The sequence below is a fragment of the Thioclava sp. F1Mire-8 genome, assembly GCF_002213165.1.
GTDB lineage: Bacteria > Pseudomonadota > Alphaproteobacteria > Rhodobacterales > Rhodobacteraceae > Thioclava > Thioclava nitratireducens.
In genome coordinates this window covers 415308-439184 of the sequence record NZ_NBNY01000003.1, presented here as the reverse complement: position 1 = coordinate 439184, position 23877 = coordinate 415308, and the positions used below count along the sequence as shown (strand labels likewise).

General features: G+C 63.1%; 25 protein-coding genes and 1 pseudogene. 11 read left to right on the top strand and 15 right to left on the bottom strand.

Features of this window, described 5'->3' with window-relative positions; all coding sequences use genetic code 11:
- The 8 genes from B6V75_RS13590 to glpD all read right to left on the bottom strand — a co-directional run.
- Positions 1 to 145, bottom strand: a 145-nt coding sequence (locus B6V75_RS13590; protein ID WP_146735141.1) for an FGGY family carbohydrate kinase, incomplete at its 3' end; no start/stop codon positions are given.
- 98 nt (positions 146 to 243) lie between these two features.
- Positions 244 to 1974: an ABC transporter substrate-binding protein gene (locus B6V75_RS13585; protein WP_075777592.1), complete on the bottom strand. Its 1731-nt coding sequence runs from the start codon at positions 1972 to 1974 to the stop codon at positions 244 to 246.
- A 39-nt stretch (positions 1975 to 2013) separates the two neighbouring features.
- Entirely contained in the window at positions 2014 to 2286 is a 273-nt protein-coding gene (locus B6V75_RS13580) for a DUF2160 domain-containing protein (protein ID WP_075777591.1), read from the bottom strand.
- Between the two features lie 12 nt (positions 2287 to 2298).
- Complete coding sequence (locus tag B6V75_RS13575) at positions 2299 to 3102, bottom strand: carbohydrate ABC transporter permease (protein WP_075777590.1); 804 nt, start codon at positions 3100 to 3102, stop codon at positions 2299 to 2301.
- Positions 3102 to 3974, bottom strand: a complete 873-nt coding sequence (locus B6V75_RS13570) for a sugar ABC transporter permease (RefSeq protein WP_075777589.1) — start codon at positions 3972 to 3974, stop codon at positions 3102 to 3104. Before B6V75_RS13570 ends, B6V75_RS13575 begins: the two co-directional genes overlap by 1 nt.
- Positions 3974 to 5065 (bottom strand): ABC transporter ATP-binding protein, encoded by a 1092-nt coding sequence (locus B6V75_RS13565; protein WP_088720033.1) that lies wholly within the window; start codon positions 5063 to 5065, stop codon positions 3974 to 3976. Before B6V75_RS13565 ends, B6V75_RS13570 begins: the two co-directional genes overlap by 1 nt.
- 11 nt (positions 5066 to 5076) lie before the next feature.
- A complete protein-coding gene (locus B6V75_RS13560; RefSeq protein WP_088720032.1) occupies positions 5077 to 6171 on the bottom strand; it encodes an ABC transporter ATP-binding protein in 1095 nt (364 codons plus the stop codon).
- Positions 6168 to 7781 carry a glycerol-3-phosphate dehydrogenase gene (glpD, locus tag B6V75_RS13555; protein ID WP_088720031.1) on the bottom strand — a complete coding sequence of 538 codons (1614 nt, stop codon included), beginning with the start codon at positions 7779 to 7781 and terminating at the stop codon, positions 6168 to 6170. Before glpD ends, B6V75_RS13560 begins: the two co-directional genes overlap by 4 nt.
- Positions 7782 to 7982: 201 nt before the next feature.
- Between glpD and B6V75_RS13550 the strand changes: the two genes are divergently transcribed.
- Positions 7983 to 8741 carry a DeoR/GlpR family DNA-binding transcription regulator gene (locus B6V75_RS13550; RefSeq protein ID WP_088720030.1) on the top strand — a complete coding sequence of 253 codons (759 nt, stop codon included), beginning with the start codon at positions 7983 to 7985 and terminating at the stop codon, positions 8739 to 8741.
- Positions 8742 to 9180: 439 nt separating this feature from the next.
- Here B6V75_RS13550 and B6V75_RS18710 read toward each other — a convergent pair whose 3' ends face one another.
- Both B6V75_RS18710 and B6V75_RS18935 read right to left on the bottom strand, forming a co-directional pair.
- A complete protein-coding gene (locus tag B6V75_RS18710; protein WP_157771540.1) occupies positions 9181 to 9342 on the bottom strand; it encodes a hypothetical protein in 162 nt (53 codons plus the stop codon).
- A gap of 351 nt (positions 9343 to 9693) precedes the next feature.
- A pseudogene (locus tag B6V75_RS18935) lies at positions 9694 to 9740 on the bottom strand (hypothetical protein); the annotation flags it as partial.
- A gap of 360 nt (positions 9741 to 10100) precedes the next feature.
- Between B6V75_RS18935 and B6V75_RS18785 the strand changes: the two are divergent.
- The 9 genes from B6V75_RS18785 to B6V75_RS13500 all read left to right on the top strand — a co-directional run bounded on the left by B6V75_RS18785 (position 10101) and on the right by B6V75_RS13500 (position 16635).
- Complete coding sequence (locus tag B6V75_RS18785; RefSeq protein WP_240496966.1) at positions 10101 to 10736, top strand: DUF982 domain-containing protein; 636 nt, start codon at positions 10101 to 10103, stop codon at positions 10734 to 10736.
- Positions 10737 to 10860: 124 nt separating this feature from the next.
- Positions 10861 to 11508: a lysophospholipid acyltransferase family protein gene (locus B6V75_RS13535; protein WP_088720027.1), complete on the top strand. Its 648-nt coding sequence runs from the start codon at positions 10861 to 10863 to the stop codon at positions 11506 to 11508.
- A 290-nt stretch (positions 11509 to 11798) separates the two neighbouring features.
- Positions 11799 to 12140, top strand: a complete 342-nt coding sequence (locus tag B6V75_RS13530; protein ID WP_075777688.1) for a cupredoxin domain-containing protein — start codon at positions 11799 to 11801, stop codon at positions 12138 to 12140.
- Between the two features lie 24 nt (positions 12141 to 12164).
- Positions 12165 to 12995: an FTR1 family protein gene (locus tag B6V75_RS13525; RefSeq protein ID WP_088720026.1), complete on the top strand. Its 831-nt coding sequence runs from the start codon at positions 12165 to 12167 to the stop codon at positions 12993 to 12995.
- A 100-nt stretch (positions 12996 to 13095) separates the two neighbouring features.
- Positions 13096 to 13467: a hypothetical protein gene (locus tag B6V75_RS13520; protein WP_088720025.1), complete on the top strand. Its 372-nt coding sequence runs from the start codon at positions 13096 to 13098 to the stop codon at positions 13465 to 13467.
- Positions 13468 to 13523: 56 nt separating this feature from the next.
- Positions 13524 to 14048 carry a sigma-70 family RNA polymerase sigma factor gene (locus B6V75_RS13515; RefSeq protein ID WP_233243071.1) on the top strand — a complete coding sequence of 175 codons (525 nt, stop codon included), beginning with the start codon at positions 13524 to 13526 and terminating at the stop codon, positions 14046 to 14048.
- Positions 14045 to 14818, top strand: coding sequence for an anti-sigma factor (locus tag B6V75_RS13510; protein ID WP_206198491.1), 774 nt, complete (start codon positions 14045 to 14047; stop codon positions 14816 to 14818). Before B6V75_RS13515 ends, B6V75_RS13510 begins: the two co-directional genes overlap by 4 nt.
- Before the next feature lie 104 nt (positions 14819 to 14922).
- Positions 14923 to 15246: an SHOCT domain-containing protein gene (locus B6V75_RS13505; protein WP_075777576.1), complete on the top strand. Its 324-nt coding sequence runs from the start codon at positions 14923 to 14925 to the stop codon at positions 15244 to 15246.
- A gap of 69 nt (positions 15247 to 15315) precedes the next feature.
- Positions 15316 to 16635, top strand: a complete 1320-nt coding sequence (locus B6V75_RS13500; RefSeq protein ID WP_088720024.1) for an MFS transporter — start codon at positions 15316 to 15318, stop codon at positions 16633 to 16635.
- A gap of 3 nt (positions 16636 to 16638) precedes the next feature.
- On the opposite strand, the gene B6V75_RS13495 is transcribed toward B6V75_RS13500, so the two are convergent.
- The 3 genes from B6V75_RS13495 to B6V75_RS13485 form a co-directional block, all read right to left on the bottom strand.
- Complete coding sequence (locus tag B6V75_RS13495; RefSeq protein ID WP_088720023.1) at positions 16639 to 18282, bottom strand: NAD(P)/FAD-dependent oxidoreductase; 1644 nt, start codon at positions 18280 to 18282, stop codon at positions 16639 to 16641.
- Positions 18283 to 18545: 263 nt separating this feature from the next.
- Entirely contained in the window at positions 18546 to 19160 is a 615-nt protein-coding gene (locus tag B6V75_RS13490) for a glutathione S-transferase (RefSeq protein WP_088720022.1), read from the bottom strand.
- A complete protein-coding gene (locus B6V75_RS13485) occupies positions 19157 to 20533 on the bottom strand; it encodes an NAD-dependent succinate-semialdehyde dehydrogenase (protein ID WP_088720021.1) in 1377 nt (458 codons plus the stop codon). Before B6V75_RS13485 ends, B6V75_RS13490 begins: the two co-directional genes overlap by 4 nt.
- A gap of 316 nt (positions 20534 to 20849) precedes the next feature.
- Between B6V75_RS13485 and B6V75_RS13480 the strand changes: the two genes are divergently transcribed.
- On the top strand, positions 20850 to 21962 hold the full coding sequence (locus B6V75_RS13480) for a zinc-binding dehydrogenase (RefSeq protein WP_088720020.1): 1113 nt from the start codon (positions 20850 to 20852) through the stop codon (positions 21960 to 21962).
- Between the two features lie 109 nt (positions 21963 to 22071).
- Here the strand turns inward: B6V75_RS13480 and B6V75_RS13475 are convergent, their stop codons facing one another.
- Positions 22072 to 23331 (bottom strand): MFS transporter, encoded by a 1260-nt coding sequence (locus B6V75_RS13475; protein ID WP_240496965.1) that lies wholly within the window; start codon positions 23329 to 23331, stop codon positions 22072 to 22074.
- On the bottom strand, positions 23328 to 23729 hold the full coding sequence (locus B6V75_RS13470; RefSeq protein WP_088720052.1) for a DUF393 domain-containing protein: 402 nt from the start codon (positions 23727 to 23729) through the stop codon (positions 23328 to 23330). Before B6V75_RS13470 ends, B6V75_RS13475 begins: the two co-directional genes overlap by 4 nt.
- Positions 23730 to 23877 lie beyond the last annotated feature (148 nt).

Below are 23877 nucleotides of genomic sequence, written 5' to 3'. Positions count from 1 at the left end.
CGGCATCGTGCTCCACCCAGCCCGAACGCGGGAAATGCTGCGTGAATTCCTGCTGCGCGCTCGCCACCGGGCGCAGCGCGCCGTCAAAAACGATCGCCCGCGACGACGTGGTGCCTTGGTCGATTGCCAGAATATAGCTCGCCATCAATCCTACCGTTCTCTTTCTGGCGATGCCCTCTCCATCCAGGGCATGGCGAGAAAGAGAACGAGGCGATGCCGCGGCACCGCCTCGCCTCGTTTCAGTTATTCATTCCAGCTTTTCACGAGCTCGTCGTAATCGACGGTGATCGGCTTTTCGCTCTCGTTGTCCAGCTTCAGCTTGGGCGATTGCGAGCCATGCTCGACCGAATAGTTATGCCACCATTCGAGATCGTGCTTCTCGGCCATTTTCGGACCCTTGTCGCCTTGGACACCCGCACGCTCGAGACGCTCGAGCACCTTTTCCTGGGCTTCGCAGAGCGAGTCCATGGCTTCCTGCACGGTTTTCGCACCCGAGGACGCATCCCCGATATTCTGCCACCACAGCTGCGCCAGTTTCGGATAATCCGGCACGTTGGTGCCCGTAGGCGTCCACTGAACGCGGGCGGGCGAGCGGTAGAATTCGATCAGACCGCCCAGGTCGGGCGCGCGATCGGTGAAGCTCTTGTCCTGAATCGTACTTTCACGAATGAAGGTCAGACCCACTTGGCTCTTCTTCACGTCGACGAGTTTGGACGTCACAAACTGAGCATAGAGCCACGCGGCCTGTGCCCGCTCGAGCGGAGTCGATTTCATCAGCGTCCACGAACCCACGTCCTGGTAGCCGAGCTTCATGCCCTTCTCCCAGTAGGCGCCATGCGGGGACGGTGCCATGCGCCATTTCGGCGTACCATCCTCGTTCACGACGGGCAGACCCTTCTTCACCATGTCGGCGGTGAAGGCCGTATACCAGAAGGCCTGCTGAGCGACCTCGCCCTGTGCCGGAACCGGACCCGCCTCGGAGAAGGTCATGCCTTCGGCAGACGGCGGAGCATAGTTCTTCAGCCAGTCGATATATTTCTGCACGGCGTAAACCGCCGCCGGACCGTTGGTCGCGCCGCCACGATCGACGCAGGAGCCGATCGGCTGATCCTGCTCGTTAACGCGGATGCCCCATTCGTCGACCGGCTTGCCGTTCGGCAGGCCCTTGTCGCCTTCGCCGGCCATCGACAGCCACGCATCGGTGAAGCGCCAGCCGAGCGAGGGGTCCTTCTTGCCATAGTCCATGTTGCCATAGACCTTCTTCGGACCGCCGATATAGGACATGTCGCGCCCGGTGAAGAACTTGGCGATATCCTCATAGGCCGACCAGTTCACGGGCACGCCGAGGTCGTAGCCGTATTCGTCCTTGAAGTCCTTCTTGGTCTTCTCGTCGTTGAACCAGTCGTAGCGGAACCAGTAGAGGTTCGCGAATTGCTGGTCGGGCAGCTGATAGAGCTTGCCGTCCGGCCCGGTGGTGAAGCTGAGGCCGATGAAATCCTCGAGGTCGAAATAGGGATCGGTGACCGCTTTGCCGTCGCCTTCCATCCAATCGGTCAGATCGCGGACCTGACCATAGCGCCAGTGCGTCCCGATGAAATCGGAGTCGTTGACATAGGCGTCGTAGATATTTTCGCCCGTCTGCATCTGGGTCTGGATCTTCTCGACGACGTCGCCTTCCTGAATCACGTCATGGATCACCTTGATCCCGGTGATCTTCTCGAACCACGGCGCGAGCGTCTTCGACTCGTAGGCGTGGGTCGTGAGCGATTCCGAGACCACGTGGATCTCCATGCCCTGATAGGGCTTCGCCGCGTCGACGAACCATTGCAGTTCCTTTTCGGCATCGGCTTGCGACAGTGTCGTCATGTCGCCGATTTCCTGCTCGAGGAACTGCTTGCCCGCCTCCATGTCGGCCAAGGCTGGTGACGCGACCATTAGCGCAAGCGCCATCGCGGTAGTTAAACGCAGTCTCATAGTTTCTCCTCCCTGAGTTTTTGCGTTGTTTGTCTTGGATCAGACCCAGCGGAACACGGCCGCCGCCCAGACGAAGCTGAGGATCAGCCCGCCCCAGACCGGCGCTCCCGCCATGCCCAGCCAGATCAGATTGATGAAAGCCGCCCCGAGCAGGCTGATGAACAGCCGGTCGCCCCGGGTCGTCTCGATACGAAGGATGCCGACGCGCGGCGTCTCGGGACGTTTGACCCCGATCACGGTGAAGATCACCAACAAGAGCGCAATCACCGCGAAGAATAATGCGGTCGGCCATGTCCATGCCATCCAGCTCATAGTGCTACCTCCTCAGACGCGGCCCAGGGCGAAGCCCTTGGCGATGTAGTTGCGCACGAAATAGATCACGAGCGCCCCGGGAATGATGGTGAGAACCCCAGCAGCTGCGAGCAGCCCCCAATCCACCCCCGAAGCGGAGACGGTACGGGTCATGGTCGCCCCAATCGGCTTGGCCGCGACCGATGTCAGCGTACGCGACAGCAGCAGCTCGACCCAGGAGAACATGAAACAGAAGAAGGCCGCGACCCCGATGCCGGATGCGATAAGCGGCATAAAGATCTTGATGAAGAAACGCCCGAAGGAATAGCCGTCGATATAGGCGGTCTCGTCGATCTCCTTCGGAACCCCGCGCATGAAGCCCTCGAGAATCCAGACTGCGAGGGGCACGTTGAACAGCGTGTGCGCCAGCGCCACCGCGATATGCGTGTCGAACAGCCCGATCGAGGAATAAAGCTGGAAGAATGGCAGGGCGAAAACCGCGGGAGGCGCCATCCGGTTCGTCAGCAACCAGAAGAACAGGTGTTTGTCGCCCATGAAGTTGTAGCGCGAGAACGCGTAGGCGGCAGGCAGCGCGACGGTGATCGAAATCACCGTGTTCTGGACCACGTAGATGAGCGAATTGACATAGCCCATGTACCAGCTCGGATCGGTGAAGATCTTGACGTAGTTTGCGAAAGTCAGATCGTGCGGCCAGAGCGAAAAGCTCGACAGGATCTCCTCGTTGGTCTTCAGGCTCATGTTCAGAAGCCAGTAGATCGGGATCATCAGGAACAGCAGGTAAAGCGCCATGACGATCGGTTGTGATTTCAGTCGCATCACTTGCCCTCCGACTTCTCGATATTGGTCATCACCGTGTAGAAGGCCCAGCTCACCAACAGGATCACGAGGAAATACATCAGCGAGTAGGCCGCGGCGGGACCGAGGTCGAACTGCCCCAGCGCCATCTTCACGAGGTCGATCGACAGGAAGGTGGTGGAGTTGCCGGGGCCGCCGCCGGTGACGACGAAGGGTTCGGTGTAAATCTTGAAACTGTCCATGAAGCGCAGCAGGATCGCGATGGTCAGCACGCCCTGCATCTTCGGCAGCTCGATGTAGCGGAAGATCTTCCAGCGGCTCGCCTGATCGATCTTGGCCGCCTGGTAGTAGGCGTCCGGAATGGATTGCAGCCCGGCATAGGCCAGAAGCGCGACCAGCGACGTCCAGTGCCAGACATCCATCACAACGATGGTGATCCAGGCATCGCGGACATTTGCGGTGTAGTTGTAGTCGATCCCCATCGCGTCGAGCGAATATCCCAGGAGACCGATATCGACGCGCCCAAAAATCTGCCAGATCGTGCCGACCACGTTGAACGGGATCAGCAACGGCAGCGCCATCGTCACCAGGCAGAACGAGGCCCAGGCGCCACGCTTGGGCATGTTGAGCGCAACGAACACCCCGAGCGGCACCTCGATCGCGAGAATGATCGCCGAGAACATCGTCTGCCGCCCGAGCGCGTTCCACATGCGATCCGAATGCAGCATCTCATCGAACCATTCGAGCCCGGCCCAGAAGAAGACGTTGTTTCCGAATGTGTCCTGAACCGAATAATTAACCACTGTCATCAGTGGGATCACCGCCGAGAAGGCGACCAGCAACAGGACCGGCAGAACCAGCCACCAAGCGCGGTTATTCTGTGTCTTTTCCATCAGCTTGCCTCCCCGATCGGTGCGACGCGCCAATTGTCGGCGTAAATGTTGATCTGTTCGGGTGCGAGGATCAGCCGGTTCGCATCTGCGGGCACCGGCGCACCCTCGGGCACGGAGATATTCAGCTCCGTCCCGGCAGCCCGGGCCCGGACGATCCGGTGGCGTCCGACATCTTCGACGCGCTCGATCTGCACCGGCAGACCATCTCCCACATCCGAGAGCGCACAGAATTCCGGACGGATGCCAAGCTGGACGCGACCTTCCAATGGCCCATTCGAATAGGCCGCGCCCAGCGGGATTTCGTAGCCGTCGATGACGGCCCGCGATCCCGACACCTTGGCCTCTAGGAAATTCATTCCGGGAGAGCCAATGAAGTAACCCACGAATGTATGCGCGGGCCGCTCGAACAATTCCTTCGGCGTTCCCATCTGCACGACCCGGCCTTCGGACATCACGACCACCTTGTCGGCGAAGGTCAGCGCCTCTGTCTGGTCATGGGTGACGTAGATCATCGTGTGCCCGAACTCGCGATGAAGCGCTTTCAGCTGCGTGCGGAGTTCGAACTTCATATGCGGGTCGATGACGGTCAGCGGCTCGTCGAAGAGGATCGCATTGACGTCCTCGCGCACCATGCCGCGCCCGAGGCTGATCTTCTGCTTGGCGTCCGCTGTCAGGCCGCGTGCCTTGCGCGAAAGCACCTCCTCCATCCCGATCATCGCGGCGATCTGGTCGACCCGCGCCTTGATGTAGTCGGCTCTCATGCCGCGATTTTTCAGGGGAAAGGCTAGGTTGTCGCGCACCGTCATCGTGTCGTAGACGACGGGAAACTGGAACACCTGAGCGATATTTCGTTCCGCCGTCGCTGCGTGGGTGACGTCCTTTCCGTCGAAAAGGATCCGTCCCTGCGAAGGTTGCAGCAGTCCCGAGATGATGTTGAGAAGTGTAGATTTTCCGCAGCCCGAGGATCCCAGAAGCGCATAGGCGCCGCCGTCGTCCCAGATATGATCGAAGGGTTTGAGCGCCCAGTCATCCTCCGAACTCGGATCGGGCAGATAACTATGCGCAAGATTGTTCAAAGTGATTTGTGCCATTGTCTTCCCTCTCAAGCCGCCTGCGCATATGCGGCCGGAACCGCCAGAGATCCGTCCTCTGAGAACAGGTAAATCCGATCGGTATCTACCGCGATCACCACTTCGTCCCCCGTGCCGAGGTCATAGACGCCAGGGATCAAGGCGACCCAGGACTGGTCGCCGTGACGCAGATGCAGATAAGTCTCCGATCCCGTCACCTCGGTGCCGGTCAGCTGGCAGCGGAATTCGAGCGCGTTGCCATCCCCGCCCTCGCGCGCCAGATGGACGTGATTGGGCCGGAAGCCGGCGATGTAGCGCCCTGCCTCGAGCTGCGCGAAACCGCCGTCGGCCGGCCAGCGCGCCTCTCCGCCGAAAACGAGACGGTGACCGTCGCGCGCGACGTCGACGAAATTCATCGGCGGATCCGAGAAGACCCGCGCCGTAATCTGGTCGCGCGGCTGGCGGTAGACCTCGGCGGTCGGGCCGAACTGCGTGATCCGCCCCTCCCAGAGCGTCGCGGTATTGCCACCGAGCAGCAGTGCCTCTTCCGGCTCGGTCGTGGCGTAGACGAAGATCGCGCCGGAAGCTTCGAAGATTTTCGGAATTTCGACACGCAACTCCTCGCGGAGCTTGTAGTCGAGATTGGCCAGCGGTTCGTCGAGCAGCACGAGCCCCGCGCCTTTTACGAGCGCCCGCGCCAGCGCGCAGCGTTGCTGCTGGCCGCCCGACAGCTCCAGCGGTTTGCGCTCGAGCATCGGCGTCAGCTTCATCATCTCGGCGGTCTCGCGTACGCGCCGGTCGATCTCGGAGGCCTCGCGCTTCTGCAGTCGCAGCGGCGAGGCGATGTTGTCGTAGACACTCATCGCCGGGTAGTTGATGAATTGCTGGTAGACCATCGCCACCTTACGGTCCTGCACCCGCGCGCCGGTGACGTCCTCGCCTTCCCAGAAGACTCGGCCGGCGCTCGGCTCATCGAGCCCCGCCATAAGCCGCATCAGCGACGTCTTGCCCGCCAGCGTCGGCCCGAGAAGCACGTTCATCGTGCCCTTCTGCAAGACGAGATCGGTCGGGTAGATATGGGTCCGCCCATCGACTACTCGCTCGACGCCTTTCAACTCCAGTGTCATGCCTGCCCCCTCATTCCGCTACCCGCGCCCTGCTGATCCGCAAGTCGTGCTTTCGTGTATTCGGCCAATGTTTCGATCTCGGATGCACTCAGACGGAGCCCGAGCTTGGTACGGCGCCAGACGATATCGTCGGCGGTCTGCGCCCATTCCTTCTTCATCAGCCAGTCGACCTCGGCAGCACGGAGCGTCGCGCCGAAATCCTGTCCGAGATCCTCTGCCGATTTCGCATCGCCAAGGATTTCGCGCGTATCGAGCCCGTAATGACGCAGCATCCGCTCCGCCCATGCCGAATCCAGGAACGGATACTCGCGCATGAGTTCGCCAAGAATTCGATCGGTCTCGGTCGGCGCGAACTCTCCGCCCGGCAAGGATGCGCGCGCAGTCCATTCCCCGGGCATATCCGGGAAATAATGCGCGAGCTTTGCCAGCGCGCCTTCGGCCAAGCGGCGATAGGTCGTGATCTTTCCACCGAACACGTTGAGCAGCGGAAGCCCCGCCTGATCGTCCAGCGAGAGCACGTAGTCGCGCGTCGCCGCCGTCGCCGAAGACGCCCCGTCATTATAGAGCGGCCGCACGCCCGAATAGGTCCAGACGATGTCGTCCCGGGTCACCGGCGTCTTGAAATAATTCGACACGAAGGCGCAGAGATAATCTTTCTCGGCGTCGGTGCAGACGGCTTCGCCCGGCGGCCCCTGATGATCCTGATCCGTGGTACCGATAAGCGTGAAATCCTGCTCGTAGGGGATCGCGAAACAAATCCGGCCATCCTCGCCCTGGAAGAAATAGCAGCGGTTATGGTCGTAGAGCTTGCGCGTGACGATATGGCTTCCACGGACCAAGCGGATCGACTCCCGCGTGTTGATCCGCACCGTGTTGGTGATCACGTTCTCGACCCAGGGCCCCCCGGCATTCACCAGCGCGCGGGCGTAGTGTTCGCGACGCCCTTCCCTGCCTTCAGTGGTGACATGCCAAACCCCGTCGCGCCGTTCGGCTGCGACGACCTTCGTGCGGGTCAGGATCGTGGCGCCGCGCGCCTCCGCATCCCGGGCGTTCAAGACGACCAGACGCGCATCCTGAACCCAGCAATCCGAATACTCGTAGGCAAGACGGAACCGCTCTTGCAGCGGTCGACCCGCCTCGTCCTCGGAAAGATCGAGAGTTTCCGTTCCGGGAAGCAGATTGCGTCCGCCAAGATGGTCGTAAAGAAAAAGGCCCAGCCGAATGAGCCAGGCCGGGCGGCGCCCTTTCATCCAGGGCATGATCCGCGAGAGCAGACGCGACGTGGGCGTTTCGCTCTCGAAACGCATGTCGGCGCTGTAGGGCAGCACGAAACGCATCGGCCAGCTGATATGAGGCATGGCGTTCAGGAGTACTTCGCGTTCGCGCAACGCTTCGCGCACCAGCCTGAATTCGAAAAACTCGAGATAGCGCAAGCCACCATGGAACAATTTGGTCGACGAAGACGAGGTCGCCTGCGCGAGATCGCCCATTTCCGCAAGCGTCACCGACAGTCCGCGCCCCGCAGCGTCCCGGGCGATACCGCACCCGTTGATGCCGCCGCCGATCACGAAAAGATCGGTCACCCGGTCATTATTTTCGAAAGCTGGCACAGACGATCCTCCCTCGCTGCGCCTACAAACGTGAGCGATTCGTTACTTTCTGTCAAAAGTTTTTTCGTTTTTGATCGTTTTGCGGCGTTTTTCTGGATTTTCGCGGGTAATAGCGCGATCCCGCAAATCGCGCGAAGCGCCCGGGCGACACGGGCGTGACACGGGCGTGAAGCTGTGGCAGGGGACTTCCAAGGAGGCCGCATGGCGCTAAATTTTCGACAGAACGAAATTCTCGAAATCGCGCGCAGCGACGGGCGTGTCGTGGTCGAAACGCTGGCCGAGCATTTCAATGTTTCGCTGCAGACGATCCGTCGCGATTTGTCGGAGCTATCCGACGCAGGACATCTCGACCGCGTTCATGGTGGCGCCGTCATCCGGAAGGGCGTCGTCAATTTCGATTACGAAGAACGGCGCCGGATGGGTGCGGATGCGAAAGCGGCCATCGGTCGGGCCTGCGCCAAGGAGATCCCCGATAACAGCTCGATAATCCTTAACCTCGGCACCACGACCGAGGCTGTGGCGCGCGAACTCTGCCATCATTCGAACATTACCGTTGTCACGAACAACAGCAATGTCGCCAATACCTTACTGGCGAACGAGAGTTGCGAGATCATGGTGGCGGGCGGCAACCTGCGTCGGTCGGATGGCGGGCTGGTCGGCGATCTGACGGCCGATTTCATGAGTCAGTTCAAAGTGGATTTCGCGGTGATCGGCGTCTCGGCACTCGATGACGAGGGCGATTTGCTCGACTACGATCTCGCCGAAGTCCGCGTCAGCCGGACAATCATACGCCAGGCACGCAAGGTCTTCTTGGTCACCGACAGTTCGAAACTGACGCGCTCCGCTCCGGTGCGGCTCGCCTCGCTCGAAGAGATCGACACGATCTTTACAGACGCGCCGCTCTCCGATGCGCTGACCAAGCGCTGCGCGGAATGGAACACCAAAATCGTCGTCGTCTAAGGGCCGCGCTGAACGCGCCTGAGCAGAAGCACCGCCTGCAGAAAGAACCCGCGTTCGTGTAGACGGACATTCCCTCGATTGAGCAGATCTTCGTCCCGGATCTTTTCGCAAACTGGCGCACGGATATCGCGGGATCGTGCCAGAGAACTTGAGCCGCGCAATCGGTCAATTGAAGCCCTAAGGCGTCGAAATCGAATGGAGCGGCGTGACGATCACCGATGCGCAAAGTCTTCGCGCTTTCGCCAAGCCCGCGCGGCTGATCGACGATCCCTGTTCCTGAAGATCATCGATACCGTCTTCGAAAAAGCAAAGCGGCAGGAGATTCCCCCTGCCGCTCCACCTCCCGGCAAGTCGTGTGGCGAACGCCGGCCGGTTCACACGGAACCTCACATCGCTCAGCCATCTTGCCGGGAACTCCGGTCCTGTGTTGCAGGAAAGATCATTCCTGAACGCCGCGCGGCAAGGCGCTGCGCGTATCGTCACTCTTCTCTTCGGACAGCCCCCGGAAGAAGTGATGCCAAGCGAGGGCGGCATGGCCCTTATTGTTCGCAAGCTCGGTGGTCTGGGGTTTCCTGCCCGCAGGCATTTTTTCGACAGCCATGTTCGGCCCTCCATTTTATCCCGGAGAAATACTCGGGGAACTCCTCTGGGTGACCGGAGTCTCCGGTCAACTTCGCGGTCTCTCCTCGCGAGAAGGCGGCGTTGCGGCGCGTTCGTCGATCCGTGGCAATCGGGCCGCGCGTATGCGTGCGGTCGGAGCCGCTTTTTCTCGGCATTGTCCTCACGGATGAGCCGCACTGCAGCGTCCGTCTTTTCCGCAGCGGTGGTCGGCCGGGCTGGCGCCCGTCGCGACCGGTTTCGATTTCGTAAGTCCCGGCTTGCCCGTGATGGAGCTGCGAGAGACCCGCGCTTCAGAGCCGAGATATGAACGAAAATATCCCGTCCGCCGGTCTTCGCTTCGATAAAGCCGAAGCCTATTGTCCGGTTGAACCGTCTCACGATGCCATTGGCCGTCGTGACGCCTCTTCACGCAGAGGCCGTCCGCAGAATGCGACAGCCAGACTCAGCCGCTTCGACGAGGCAGACTGTAGCCAAGAAGATAGACAGGTTGCAGAAGGGAATAACGTTGCTCGTCATACTTACGCGACGCTGGCTCTTTTTGCAAAGCAAATAGGGGCATGCCCCGGCCCTCATCTCTCGACCTTTCAGGGCACGGAATTATATCCAGCACAATCAAACCGTTGCGCAAAAACTCCGACGCGTTCGGGCAATTGCCTCGTAATTCGGGGGCAAATCGCTTATGTGTAAATTCGAAAATCTTAATTCTCGGACCCTGTTCCTCCCGGCTCAGCGACGATCTTGAGCTTTGTCGGGCCGCAGCTTTTCAAAGGCGGCATCAAGGAAAAGGAGCCTCACATCGGCCAATCGTGGCGTGACGCCGTTCGAGCAGACCAACCCCTCAGCCACCATATCGAGCTGACCTTGGTCGCCACCGCTATTTCCGCCCCTCGCGACCTCCGGGAGAGCTTCGCGTACCGAAGGGGCCGGATCGTGACCTTCGCGCATCGAAGCCGACACGTCATGATCCGCTCGGAATACGAGACCAGCGCGCCAACGCGCGCAGACCCAATTCACCGCATAGCGCCGGCTTCGCCCGCCTATGCCTCCGTGATCGCGCGACCGTTGAAATCGGTGCTGTCACGGACACTTGGAAAGATACGAACCTTGATCGAAATTTACTGGGGCAAACCCATCTCCCTCGTCGTGTCGCCGAAAGGCGACGTCAAGTCCTTCAGCACCATCGAACAGGTGCATTACTGGTTGCGCAAGAAATGGCCGGTCAGCGACCTCGCGCAGAGCCGCGCGATTGACCGCGTCGAAGCGGCAATGGAGTGTCTGGGCACCGTGGCCGACGCGCGCAGCGCCTTCCTTGGTGCCGCAACCACTGCCGGATTCTTGCCATTGGAAACCTTGGATCATTCGATTGCAGCCTGATCAAACACCACATACGGCGCCGCGGGCGCGACAGGATCGGGAGAGATCGGCGCCTCGGCTGGAAGGCCTGCGCTCGAAGCTCTTCGACGCGCTCTTCGGTACGTGGACTGCACTGCAAGCCCCGATGATCCCGGTCCTCGCGCTGGCTCGGCGACCGCGGCTCGTGCGCGCCGCGGTCCGGTTCTGGACCGGCGGGGTCTTCGCGCTCGCACGCGGGGTTCTCAGGTTGCGCGTGCAGGAGCAAGGGCTCGAGAACAAGCATCTCGACAGCCCTTGCATCTACGTCTGCAACCACCAATCCACCTGGGAGACGCTGGCCTTCAACCGGCTCGTGCCCGATATCTGCGTCATCGCGAAACACGAGTTGCGGCGTATCCCGATCTTCGGCTGGTACCTCGAACATTCGCCGATGATCCTGATAGACCGCAGCGCGGGCGGACGCGCCCTCGCCGGGATGATCACTCAGGCGCGCGAAGAGGCCGCCAAGGGCCGCTCGATTTTGATCTTTCCGGAAGGGACTCGGGTCGGCGTGGACGATCGCTGCGAGTTCCAGCCCGGCCTTATCGCGCTCTATCGAAAGCTCGGCCTGCCGATCGTCCCCGTCGCGCATAATGCCGGCCATGTCTGGCGCAAAGACGCGAAGACCGGCGGCACCATCACTGTGGCCTACTTCCCGGCGATCCCCCCCGGCCTCCCCGCGGCAGAGGTCAGCGCGCAGGTCGAAGCGCTTCTCAACGTCGAGAAGGACCGCCTACCCCCCGCGCGACCCTGAACGAATACGCTAAATGTGTCCTGCGTTTCTTGCGTGGGACCGGCCTGTCCCTTGCCGCCCGCAACGAGCGGGCCTCACAATGAGAGGCCCGTATTCTTGAAATGAATACAAAAACGCATCGCGGCGCCTATGGCCGATGGTCTGTTATCGGCTGCCCGCGAACAGAAGAGCCAGACGGCTCAGCGCCCACCCGCTTTCCCGAGCCAAAATCCATAGCATTTTAATCGGGATTTCTTGACCCAAGTGTTTTTGTCGGTTATTCGGACACCGAACAGACAAGCAGGAACACCATGACTCGCATTTCACGCATTCTTCCCGCGCTTTTCGTGCTCGCCTGCGCGCCGGCGCTGGCCGTGGCGGACGAGACAATCCCGACGATTACCCTGACCGACGGGGTCGTCTCGCCGCAGCAGATCGACCTTCCCGCGGATACCGCCGTGACGCTGACCGTCTCGAATACCGGCAAGACCGCAGCCGAGTTCGAGAGCAAGCGCCTGCGCATCGAGAAGATCATCGCGCCGGGCCAGACCGAGACGATCGAACTCCGGGCGCTGCCGGCGGGCAGCTATCCCTTCGTCGAGGAATTCCACGAGGATCAAGACACCGCCAAGGGCACGATCGTCGTCAAGTAACCCACCAACCCACGAGAGAATGTCATGGACGGACAGATCATCTTCATCCTGTGGCGTGAGAGCGTGGAGGCGCTGCTCGTCATAGGCATTCTCGCGGGATGGCTCGCACATGAAGGCGCCGGGCGACGCGCGGCGCGCTTCCTCTGGGGGGGCGTTCTGACCGGGCTGGCGCTGGCGCTGGCCTTCGCGCTGACGCTGCTGGGCTTCTCGAAACTGCTGTCGACCGAGGTCCGTCAGGACCTGATGACGGTGATGGTCTTCGTAGCCGCTGGGCTGATCGTGCAGATGGTGGTCTGGATGCGCGGCCACGGCCGTACGCTGAAACGCGATCTCGAGGCCGGGCTGAAGGCCGCCGCGATACGTCAGGGCTGGTGGGCGGTTTTCCTACTCGCGATGGCGGCGGTAGCGCGCGAGGGCTCGGAAACGGTAGTATTCCTCTACGGCTCGCTCGCCGCGGCGAAGCAGAGCGAGATGACCGGCGTTCTCGCCTCGATCGCGGTCGGTGTGGCCGCGGCCGGAGCGACTTATGCGCTGCTGCGAGCCGGCGCGAAGTTCCTGCCGTGGCGCGGCTTCTTCCGGGTGTCCGAGGTGATGCTGCTCCTACTGGGCGCTGCGCTCTTCACCACCGGCGTGGATGATCTCGTCTCGGCGGGCATCCTGCCCTTCGGCGCGCCGCTCTGGGACATGAGCGCGCTGCTCGATGACGGGGGCCGTCTTGGCGGGCTGATCTCGGCGCTGACCGGTTACCGTGCCGCGCCCGACGCCGCGACGCTGGGCGGCTGGATCGTCTACTGGGCGTCGGTCGCAGGTATCCTGCGCTGGCAGAGCCGAAGCCTGCAGGCCCGTCTGGCCTGAGGCCCATCTTACAATTCGCATTTTTTTGCCCCGGCCGGGATTATTCCCGCGCCGGGGTCGTCTTCTTCCCTACAGGACCCAAACCCGAGAGGAGAGGAAGATGAAACGTTTTCTGCTGACCACTGCCGTTTTGCTGGCCGCGAGCATTGCGCAAGCCGATCCCGCCAGTGTCACCGACACCGCCAAGGGGCCGACGCTCGTCGATTCCGCGGGCATGACGCTCTACACCTTCGCCAAGGACAGTGAGGGGATGTCCGCCTGCACCGGGCCCTGCGCCACGAACTGGCCGCCGCTGATGGCCACCGCCGACGATCAGGCGATGGGCGACTGGAGCGTGATCACCCGCGACGACGGAACGAAGCAATGGGCTTACAAGGGCCAACCACTGTATACTTGGAAAAATGACACGAAGCCGGGCGACGTGACCGGTGACGGCGTCGCCAACGGCGCGTGGAAAGTCGCTCAGCCCTGACGCAATCCCCGGGCGGTATCGCATTGACGCCGCCCGGTCGAACAAGGCCCACCCATGTGACCCGTCGCACCCGCCACCTGATCGAGGCGCAGATTCCCGCGCTGCGCCGCTTCGCCTTCGCGCTGACCCGTGAGCGCGACGCGGCGGACGATCTTGTGCAGGACTGTCTCGCGCGGGCGCTGACGCGCTGGCACCTGCTGCGTTCGGAAGACCAGTTGCGGGCCTGGCTGTTTCGCATCCTGCGGAACCTTTACCACGATGCGCATCGCCGTCGCATCCGCCGCCCCGAGGGCGGGGCGCTCGATCCCGACGGGCTCGCTGGGCGCGATGCGGATGCCGAAACGGTCGTCTTTCTCGGCGACGTGTTCAGTGCGCTCGCTCGCCTGCCGATCGAGCAGCAGGAGGTACTTCTCTTGGTCGGAGTCGAGGATTTCAGCTACGAGGCGGTCGCCCGGATCCTTGGCCTGCCCAAGGGTACGGTGATGTCGCGCCTCGCCCGGGGACGCGAGGCGCTGCGCGAGATGACTGGCCATGACCGACCCGATCGCACGCGCCACCCCCATCTGCGGAGGCTCAAATGACCGATCCCCATGCAGATTCCATCATGCGGAGAGAGGCGGAGGTGCACGCCTATCTCGATGGCCGGCTCGCTCCCAAACATCGCGCCCGGATGCAGGCCAAGCTCGCGGCGGATCCGGCGCTGGCGCAGCGGCTGTCCGCGATGCGCGCCGATCGCGACGCGCTGCGCGCAGCCCTCGCGCCGGTCCACGCAGCGCCTATCCCTGCGCGGCTGCGCCTCGCTGCACCCGCAGGGGCAGGCTGGGTTCCAAGGGTAGCGGCGGCTATCGCGCTCTTCGCAGCGGGGCTTGGCGCCGGTTGGGGACTGGCGCGGCAGGGCGGCGGATCCCCCCGCGCTCCGCTGACCGAACTCGCCCGCGAGGCGCAGGTCGCCCACGCGGTCTATTCCGTGGAGGTCGTCCACCCGGTCGAGGTCGCAGCGCAGGAGCGCGCGCACCTGATGGCGTGGTTGTCGAAACGGCTCGACCGCAAGCTGGTCGCCCCGGACCTGTCGGCGCAGGGCTACACACTCGTGGGCGGACGCCTGTTGCCTGCCGATCAGGGTCCCGCCGCGCAGCTGATGTATGAAACCCAAGCAGGCGCGCGCCTGACGCTCTATGTCACCGCGCTTTCCACTGGAGAGACCGCATTTCGCCTGACCGAAGGGGATGGTGTCGCGAGTCTCGTCTGGGTCGACGGCGGCTACGGCTTCGCCCTCTCCGCGCCGCTGAGCAGCGCTGCACTCTGGCCGATGGCCAAGGCCGCCTACCGACAGCTCGCCTTCACCGGATGAACCAACCGTGCGCAAGGGACCGTCCGAGCGCGCCGTTGATCTGCCTCAATGTCGCGAACTCGTCAGAGGTGTATCGAGGCGGAAACGAACCCGTGGAGGCGATTATGACGAAACTTTCTCTTTTCACTGCATTTCTCGCACCCCTTGCCCCGGCCGTGGCTTTCGCCGACGCTCCGAGCGGCTATGGAGAGGGATATTATGGTCATCCCATGATGTGGGGCGACGGTTACGGCTTCTTCGGTGTCGGCATGATGGTGGTATTCTGGGGGGTACTCATTCTCCTTGCCGTACTTGCCGTGCGCTGGTTCACGGAACGCGGACCGGGCCGGAGCCAGAACACCGCGCTCGACATTCTCAAGGAACGTCTCGCGAAGGGGGAAATCGACCCCGAGGAATATCAGGCCCGCCGTAAGGCGCTCGAAGAATGACCGGGCTGCGCGCGGGGATCGCGACGGATCGCATGGAACGCAGGACCGTTTCACGCTATTCCTGAGCCCATGCTCGCCATCCTCGCTGACAGAACTTATCGCCATCTCTTCGCCGCTCAGATCGTTGCGCTTCTGGGCACCGGGCTCGCCACGGTTGCGCTCGGGCTGCTGGCCTTCGATCTGGCGGGAGATCAAGCGAGCATGGTGCTTGGCACGGTCTTCACGATCAAGATGGTGGCCTATGTCGGGATCGCACCGGTGGCAGGCGCCTTCGCCGACAGGGTAAACCGACGGGCGCTTCTGGTCACGCTCGACCTCGTCCGGGCCTTCGCGGCGCTGGCGCTGCCGTTCGTGACCGAGGTCTGGCAAGTCTATGTGCTGATCTTCCTTCTCCAATCGGCCTCCGCCGCCTTCACCCCGACATTTCAGGCGACGCTGCCGGATGTGCTGCCGGAAGAAGAGCGCTACACCCGCGCGCTGTCGCTGTCGCGCCTGGCCTACGACCTCGAGAATATCGTCAGTCCCACGCTCGCGGCGCTGCTGCTTGCGGTGATGAGCTATAACAGCCTGTTTCTCGGCACGGTCGCGGGGTTCGCGGGTTCGGCGCTGCTGGTTGTGTCGGTGATCCTGCCGAGCCCGCAGGCAGCAACCCGGCGCGGCATCTATGACCGGACCACGCGCGGCATTCGGATCTACCTTGCGACGCCACGGCTGCGGGGACTTCTGGCGGTGAACCTCGCCGCCGCTGCGGCGGGTGCGATGGTGCTGGTGAACTCGGTCGTGCTGGTACGCGGCGGGCTCCACCTGTCGGACAGCGATCTGGCCTGGACGATGTTCGCCTTTGGGGCGGGGTCGATGCTGGCGGCCCTCGGCCTGCCCCGTATCCTTCAAAGCATAGCGGACCGCCCGGTGATGCTGTCGGGCGCAGGCGTGATGATCGGCGCGCTTCTCGGCCTTGCCTTGGCAATCTCGACGGCCGGGCTGAGCTGGCCCCTGCTTCTCGCAGCATGGCTGGCGACGGGCTTGGGCTATTCGGCCGTGCTCACTCCGTCGGGCCGATTGCTGCGACGCTCCGCGCATCCCGAGGACCGCCCGGCCCTCTTTGCGGCGCAATTCGCGCTGAGCCATGCCTGCTGGCTGGTGACCTATCCGCTCTCCGGCTGGCTGATGACGGAGTTCGGCGCGGTCCCGGCATTGCTCGGTCTCTCGGGCGTGGCGATGCTCGGGCTGGCCGTCGCGCTGCGCGTCTGGCCCTCCGGCGATCCGGTCTCGCTGGAGCATCGCCACGACAATCTCGCGCCGGATCACCCGCATCTGCAGGGCCAACGCACCCATCGCCATCCGCTGGTGATCTACGACCTCCACCCGCGTTGGGGCAACCGGTTCTGAGGCTCAATCGGCCAGCTTGATCGGCCCGCGCTCGGGATAGAGATCGCCGGGTCCGGGGTTTTCCTCGGGGCTGCGTCCGCCGAGATGCGTCATGATCCCCCACACCGCGTTGAGAGATGTCTGCACCGCGCCCTCGACCCAGGCGGGAGTCCAGCTGACACCGTCCCCGGCGAGGAAGACGCCCCTCTGGCTCGCCGCCATGCCTTGTTGCATGAAGTGGCCGTAAATGCGGTGGTTGTAGCGGTAGTGACCCGGCAGCGCGCCCTTGAAAGCCCCGAGGAAGTTTTCGTCCGCCTCCCAGCTCACGCAGATCGGCTGGCCGCGGATATGCGAGGCAATGTCGACGCCGGGGTAGATTTTCCCTAGCGCCTGCAGAGACAGCTCGACCCGACGCTCCGCACTGAGCGGCAGCACCTTGAGCGCGTCGCTCATCCAGGCGTAGCTGAGGCAGATCACGCCGGGGCGGTCGGGCCCGTTATCAAAGAAATAGGTGCCGCGCGTCAGCCTGTCGGTCAGCGTCATCGACATCAGCGGTTCGCCGGTTTCCGGGTCGATGTCGTTCCAGAACGGCCGGTCGACCATGACGAAGGTCTTCGCGGCCTGCATGTAGCGGGTCCGGTCAAGCGCCATCCACATCTTCTGATCGAACAGGTCCTCTTCGGTCTCGATCGCCGTCGTCAGCAAGTGCGTCTGGCACGTCGCGAGCACCGCGGCATAGTCGTCCTCGTTGCCCCACTGGTCGCGCAGCCGGATCATCTCTCCGGCGCGGCTCAGCGCGGTCGCCCGGCTGCGCGTCGCGCCGCCATGCAGGCTCGCGAGCGTCGTACCCTCGGGCCAATGCGCGCAGGCCGGCGCCGCGTTCCACAGGCGATGCAGGACAGACTCCACCCCTCCCACGATATAGCGCTGGTCATCGTCGAGCCCGAGCAGATTTACCCGCAGGATCTCCAGCATCGAGTTCGGGAAGTCCGAATCCCAGCCGCCGGTGCCGAACCCGACCTGACCGAAAATCTCACGATGCGAGAAATCGAGCTTTTGGAACGCCTCCGAATGGGCAACGAAATCGTAGAAGGTGCGCTCGTCCCAATCTTTGACAAGCGGATCCCAGATCGCCTTGATCGCGGCCACATCCTTGGCGCGCACCGCGGCTTGCAAGTCGGGGAAGGCCGCCTGACTGCGCAGCGCTTCGTCATAGGCTTGCGCGATCTGGTGGAACCCCTCGGGCAGGTCGTCGAGGCTGCGTGCGAAATGCCGTTCGCCTTCAAGCTCGATGACGGTCGATCCGGCGGCGGGCGTCAGCGGGTTCGGAAAGGGGCGGCTCTCGCATCCGACAAGATCGACGTAATGGTAGAACCCCCGCGAGGACACGGGAAAGCGCATCCCGCCAAGCTCCGCGACGACCCTGTCCGTCCCTTCGAAGCTCTGCGAACGCAACCGCCCGCCGAATTGCGAGGACTCGTAGACCACCGGCCGCAGACCGAGCTTCATCAATTCGTAGGCCGCGATGACCCCGGCCGCCCCGGCGCCGATGATGGCGACCGGCGCGCCCAGCACATCCTTGGGCAGCGTACCGAGACCCGCGGGGTGACTGATCCAGTCCTCGTAGGAAAAGGGAAAATCCGGGCCGAAGGCTGTCAGTTCCTGCATCGCTGTCTCCTGTTGCGCCAAACCTCACCGTCGCCGACCGCAGCGGTAGAGAACACCTCCACGAGAATATCGGCCTGTGCAAGCGAGTAGCAGTTTTTCCGCCGCCCTTGCGAGGACTTCTCGGGGCAGACCTTCAACATCCCGAGATCGGTCGTGCGCGCTCAACCCGGATCGCGGTGTTGCGCCCGGCACAAGATGAAGGGCAGCGCGAGAGGCGTCGCGCTGCCCTATTTCGCATGAGTGGATCGGGGCTGCCCGGAGTGTCAGCCGGGCGGTGCCATTGGGCCTGCGGCCTTGACGGCGGCGATATAGCCGGGCTGCGCCTGCAGGGCGCTCCAGTAGGCGCCGACCTTGGGATGCTCTCCCAGCAGATCGAGCCGCGCCAGCAAGGCGATGACATAGGACATCTGGATATCGGCCAGCATTGCCCTCTCGCCGAAGAGCATTGGCCCGGTACCGATCGTCCGCCCGATGAAATTGAGATGAGAATTGAGCGCCGCCTGCGCCTCTGCGGGCACCGGCTTGCCCCGGAAGGCGGGCAGGACCGCCCGCAGCGCAACCTCGGCAAACGAGCTTTCGACATAATCCAGCAGTTCTTCGTGCTGCCAGAATTCCGGCGTACCACGCGGCGGCGTATGGGTCTCGTCACCGTATTTCGCGACGAGGTAACGCAGGATCGTCGCGGATTCCGCGAGTATCCGGTTGCCGTCCTCGATCACCGGCGACTTGCCCAGCGGGTGAACCCGCGACAGGGCCTCCGGTGCGCGAAAATTCTCGGTGCGCTGATAATCGATCCGGTGGCAGGGCTCGCCCAGATCGGCGAGCAGCCACAGCACCCGGGTCGCGCGGGAATAGTGCAGGGCGTGAAGGGTGATCATGGCAGGAACACCGCTTTTGCGTTGACGAATTCCTTCATGCCGAAGCCGCCATGCTCGCGGCCGTAGCCCGAATCCTTGACGCCTCCGAAGGGCATGTTCGGATCGGCAGTCCCGAAAGAGTTGATCCGCACCATCCCGGTGTCGAAGTGATCGCGAGCGAGCTTGAGCGCACGGTCTTCGTCCTTGCTGAAGATCCCGCCGCCAAGGCCATATCGGCTGTCATTGGCGATGCGCATCGCGTCCTCGTCATCCTTGGCGCGGATCACCGCTGCGACGGGGCCGAATATCTCGTCGTCATAGGCGGGCATCCCGGGAGCCACATCGACCAGCACCGTCGCGGGGTAGTAGGCGCCGGTGATATCCGGGGCCTCGCCGCCGCAAAGCGCCTTCGCCCCTTTGGCGAGGCTCTGTTCCACCTGCTCCTTGACCATCGCGAACTGGTCGTCGCTCGAAAGCGGACCAAGCTGGACGTCGTCCTTGGTGGGATCGCCCATCTTGATCGCCTTCATCTGCTCCACGAAGGCCTCGACGAAGGCGTCATAGACCTTGTCCGCGACGATGAACCGTTTCGCCGAGACGCAGGTTTCGCCGTTATTGTACAGCCGCCCCATCACGGAGAATTTCACCGCCGTTTCGATATCGGCATCTTCCAGCACGAGGTAGGCATCGTTCGAGCCCAGCTCCAGCACGGTCTTCTTCAGTGACTTCGAGGCGACGCTGCCGACGTGGCGGCCCGCGTCGTCGCTACCGGTCAGGGTCACGCCGCGCACCTTGGGATGCGCGATCAATTTGTCGCTGGTGTCGTGGTCGATCAAAATGACCTGGAAGAGGTCCTCGGGCAGCCCAGCCTCGATACACAAGTCCCGCAGGCGCAGGCCCGAGCCGGTGCAGATACTGGCATGTTTGAGTACGCAGGCATTGCCCGCCATCAGGTTCGCCGCGAGCACCCGGATCGGCTGGTAAAGCGGGAAGTTCCACGGCTGGATCGAGTAGATCACGCCGATCGGCTGGTAGGTCACGACACCGCGCGATCCCTCTGTGCCGTGGGTACGCTCCTCGTCGGCCAGCGCGTCGGGGCCGGTCTTCGCCGTATAGTCGAGGATCGCGGCACAGATCTCGACTTCGGCCTTGCCGTCCTTCAGCAGCTTGCCGGTCTCGCGCGTCATCAGCGCGGCCAGCTCATCCGCGTTCTCGCGGAGCTTTTCTGCGATCTTGGTCAGGTAGGGCGCGCGCTCGGCGGGCGTCCGCGCGCGCCAATCCAGAAAGGCGGAATGCGCGGCCTCGACCTTCTCGAAGGCCTCGGCCTCGCTCATCAGAGGATAGGTCTTGATCGTCTCGCCCGTTGCGGGGTTGGTGGTGGTGATCGTTGACATGGGGACTCCTTCGATTTCAAAGGGGCCAACTTTCGCCGCGGGCAGGAGTTCCAGCGCCCGTCGCGGCAGCGCAGGCTTTCGCGGGCCTCACCGGTCAAATCCCCCCGCACAAATGTGCGGGCCACCGATATTCGCCAGTCGCTCGCGGCGATGCCGGACACGCGAACCGACAAGACGTCGCGTCGCACGCGGTCGCCGCGCGGGCGCCCCGCTCTATCTGGCCAGGCAAGCGCGGACGGTGCGGGCGCAATCTCCCGGAGCTCCGTTCGCGACCCGACCCGAGTTTTCACCCCAAATCAGGCATCTGGAGATCGACATGGCGACCACTGGCAAACAACTGTTCACGACGCTGGAGGCGGACGGCACACTCACCGTCGCGATCGAGGACGTGGATTTCCCCGACCCAACCGGCAATCAGGTTCTCGTCAAAATGGAGGCGGCTCCGATCAACCCCTCAGACCTCGCCATCCTCGTGGGCGCGGCGGATATGGAGAACGCCGCGTATTCCCCCGGCAAATTCGTGGCCAAGATGCCCGAGCCGTTCAACGCGGGCTCGAAAGCGCGGCACGGTCTGAAGCTGCCCGCGGGCAACGAGGGCGCAGGCACGGTCGTCGCAACCGGTGACAGCGACGCGGCGAAAGCGCTTATGGGGCAGCGCGTCTCCTGCGTGCCGGGCAACGCCTATAGCCAGTATTGCATCGCCGATGCGGAGATGTGCCTGCCGCTGGGCGATCATTCCTCCGAAGATGGCGCGAGCGCCTTCGTCAATCCGATGACCGCGCTCGGCTTCGTCGAGAACGCCAAGATGGACGGGCAGGATGCGATCCTGCACACGGTTGGCGCGTCGAACCTCGGGCAGATGTTGACGCGCATCTGTCAGGAGGACGGTCTCGGTCTGGTGAATATCGTTCGCAAGGACGATCAGGTCGATCTGCTCAAGAAGATCGGCTCCACCCATGTCGTGAACTCCTCGGATGACGATTTCATGGAACGGCTTCGCGATGCGATCGACGACACCGGAGCCTTCTACGGCTTCGATCCGATCGGCGGCGGCCATGCGGTCGACAACGCCTTCAAGGCGATGGAGCAGGTCGCGGTGAGCCGGATGACGGAATATTCGCGCTACGGCTCGAACCAGCCGAAGCGGATGTTCATTTACGGACGTCTCGACACCGGCCCGACGACCCTCTCGCCGAGCTACGGCTTCGGTTGGACGCTCTCGGGCTGGCTGCTGTTTCCGTTCCTGCAATCGGCCGGGCAAGAAACCGTCGCGCGGATGCGCAAGCGGGTGCGCGACAATCTCACGACCACCTTCGCGAGCCATTACAAGACCCGCGTCAATCTCGACGAGATGCTGACGAAAGAGGCCGTGACCGATTACCGGAAAATGAAGACCGGCGAGAAATACCTCGTGACCCCCTGGTCCTGAGCCTCTGATCCTGACGATGCGTCGCCGGAGTAGCCCTGATCCGATCGGGGTCGCTTCGGCGTCGAACAAATGAGGGTTAGATCGTAATCTGCCTTGCGCGCGCTCCGCATCAGCTCGAATTGTCGAGAATGTCGCGAGGCAATCCGAGCACGAGCGCGATCGCCGCCAGTTTCAGCGCGCAGGGCACGAGCGCATAGCTGACATTGAGCGCCGAGAGCGCCGCGCGGGTGTTGCCTGAGCCGGGCTGGTATCCGAAATATTGAAGCAACGGCAACACGGTTCCGGCGGCGATCGCCAAAGTCGCCTTGGCGCTGAAGTTCCAGATCCCGAACGCCTGCCCCGCTTGCAGCCCCGCACGCGACAGCGCTGACGCGAAAAGCGCCGATAGGATCACCATATCCGCTCCGAGCGCGACACCGGACCCGATACAGATCGCCGCGAACGGTAAAGCGGCCCCGGTCGGCAGGCTGAAGGCGCCGACGAAGCTCACGATTGCAAGAACCATCGCGACCAGCAGCACCCGGCGGGCGCCGAACCGTCTGGCGAGACGTCCCCATAGAGGGGCACTCGCCCCGGCGGCTATGAAGAACAGGATAAGAAATGGTCCTGCCAAGTCCGGCAAGCCAAGCCGGTCCCCCACGAAGAACAGAAACAGCGTCGATGTCACGGCCACCGGCAGGCTGTTGACGAAGGCCAGCAGCAAGAGCCAACCCGCGCCTGACCCGATGAGTCCCCGCCAGTTCAACCGCGTCGAGGCGAGTTGCGTCTTGCGCCAAAGCGGCCGCGCCAACGCGACCGCGATCAACGACAACAGCGCGATCAGCCAGCCGAAAGGCCGGTAGCCATCCGATTGATCGTGGAGCGTCGAAAGCAGCGCCGGCGCGATCGCGCCGAGCGTCACCCCGATCAGAACGCCGGTTTCGCGCCAGCCGGCGAGGCTCAGCTGCGACTGGGTCCGCCCCGATCCGGCGAAAGCGGCGCTCTGGCCGTAGATCAGGATCGTCCCGAGGCTATACCCCGTGAACGCGACGACAAGCCCCCCGGTCAGCCAAAGCGCGGGACTTCCCTGCACTGGCAGAGAAAAGACCGCGACACAGCCCGCCGCCAGCAGCGCCATCGCGAGGGCCGCGAACCCCGAGCGGTACTGCGCCCAGCGGTCTGTCATCCACCCCAAGAGCGGATCCTGCAGGAAATCCACGATACGGATCAGCAGCAGGATCGCCCCGACCTGACCGAGCGACAGGCCAAGTCGCGTGGCCGCAAAACTCGGCAGGTGGATGTAGATCGGGATGCTCGCCGTCGCGAGCGCCATCGCGAGAAACCCCACGCGCCAAAAGTCCCTTGGCTGATCCACCGGCATCACGCTCATCGGGCGCGCGGCCCCGTCAGCCTGACGAAGAGCCAGACGATACCGGGGCGCAGCATCAGAAAGATACGGTAGGCCAGTTCGAGGAGAGTCCTGACAATCGGCCATCGCGCGATGCGCGCCAGACCACGCCAGCGCGGAAGTTGCGCCCAGAGCTCTGCAAACGCGGCGGCCCCCGAGACGAGACGCCCATCCCGCGTCCGCACGTGAAACCGCGCCAGCGCGTCGTCCCGGTTCAGAGCGTCGGGCAGAGTCGCGCCCGGGTCGGAGAGATCGACGAACTCCAAAGCGTCCGCCCCCGGCGCTTCGCGATAGAGCCCGATTTCGGCACGACAAAGCGGGCACGCCCCGTCATAGAAGACGGTCGCCTTGCTTGTCGTATTCGTCGCGGATCGGCGCACGTTTCCCTCATCTTCAGCTTCGATGAGTGTTACGCGCCCGGAGAGTTCGAGGATCTTTCGCAGCAGGCTCGTTGGTTCCGCGAACGCGCAGGTCCATCCGAAAGCGCCTCGGGGCAATTCATCGTCCCGCAGCAGAGCCGCCAACGCT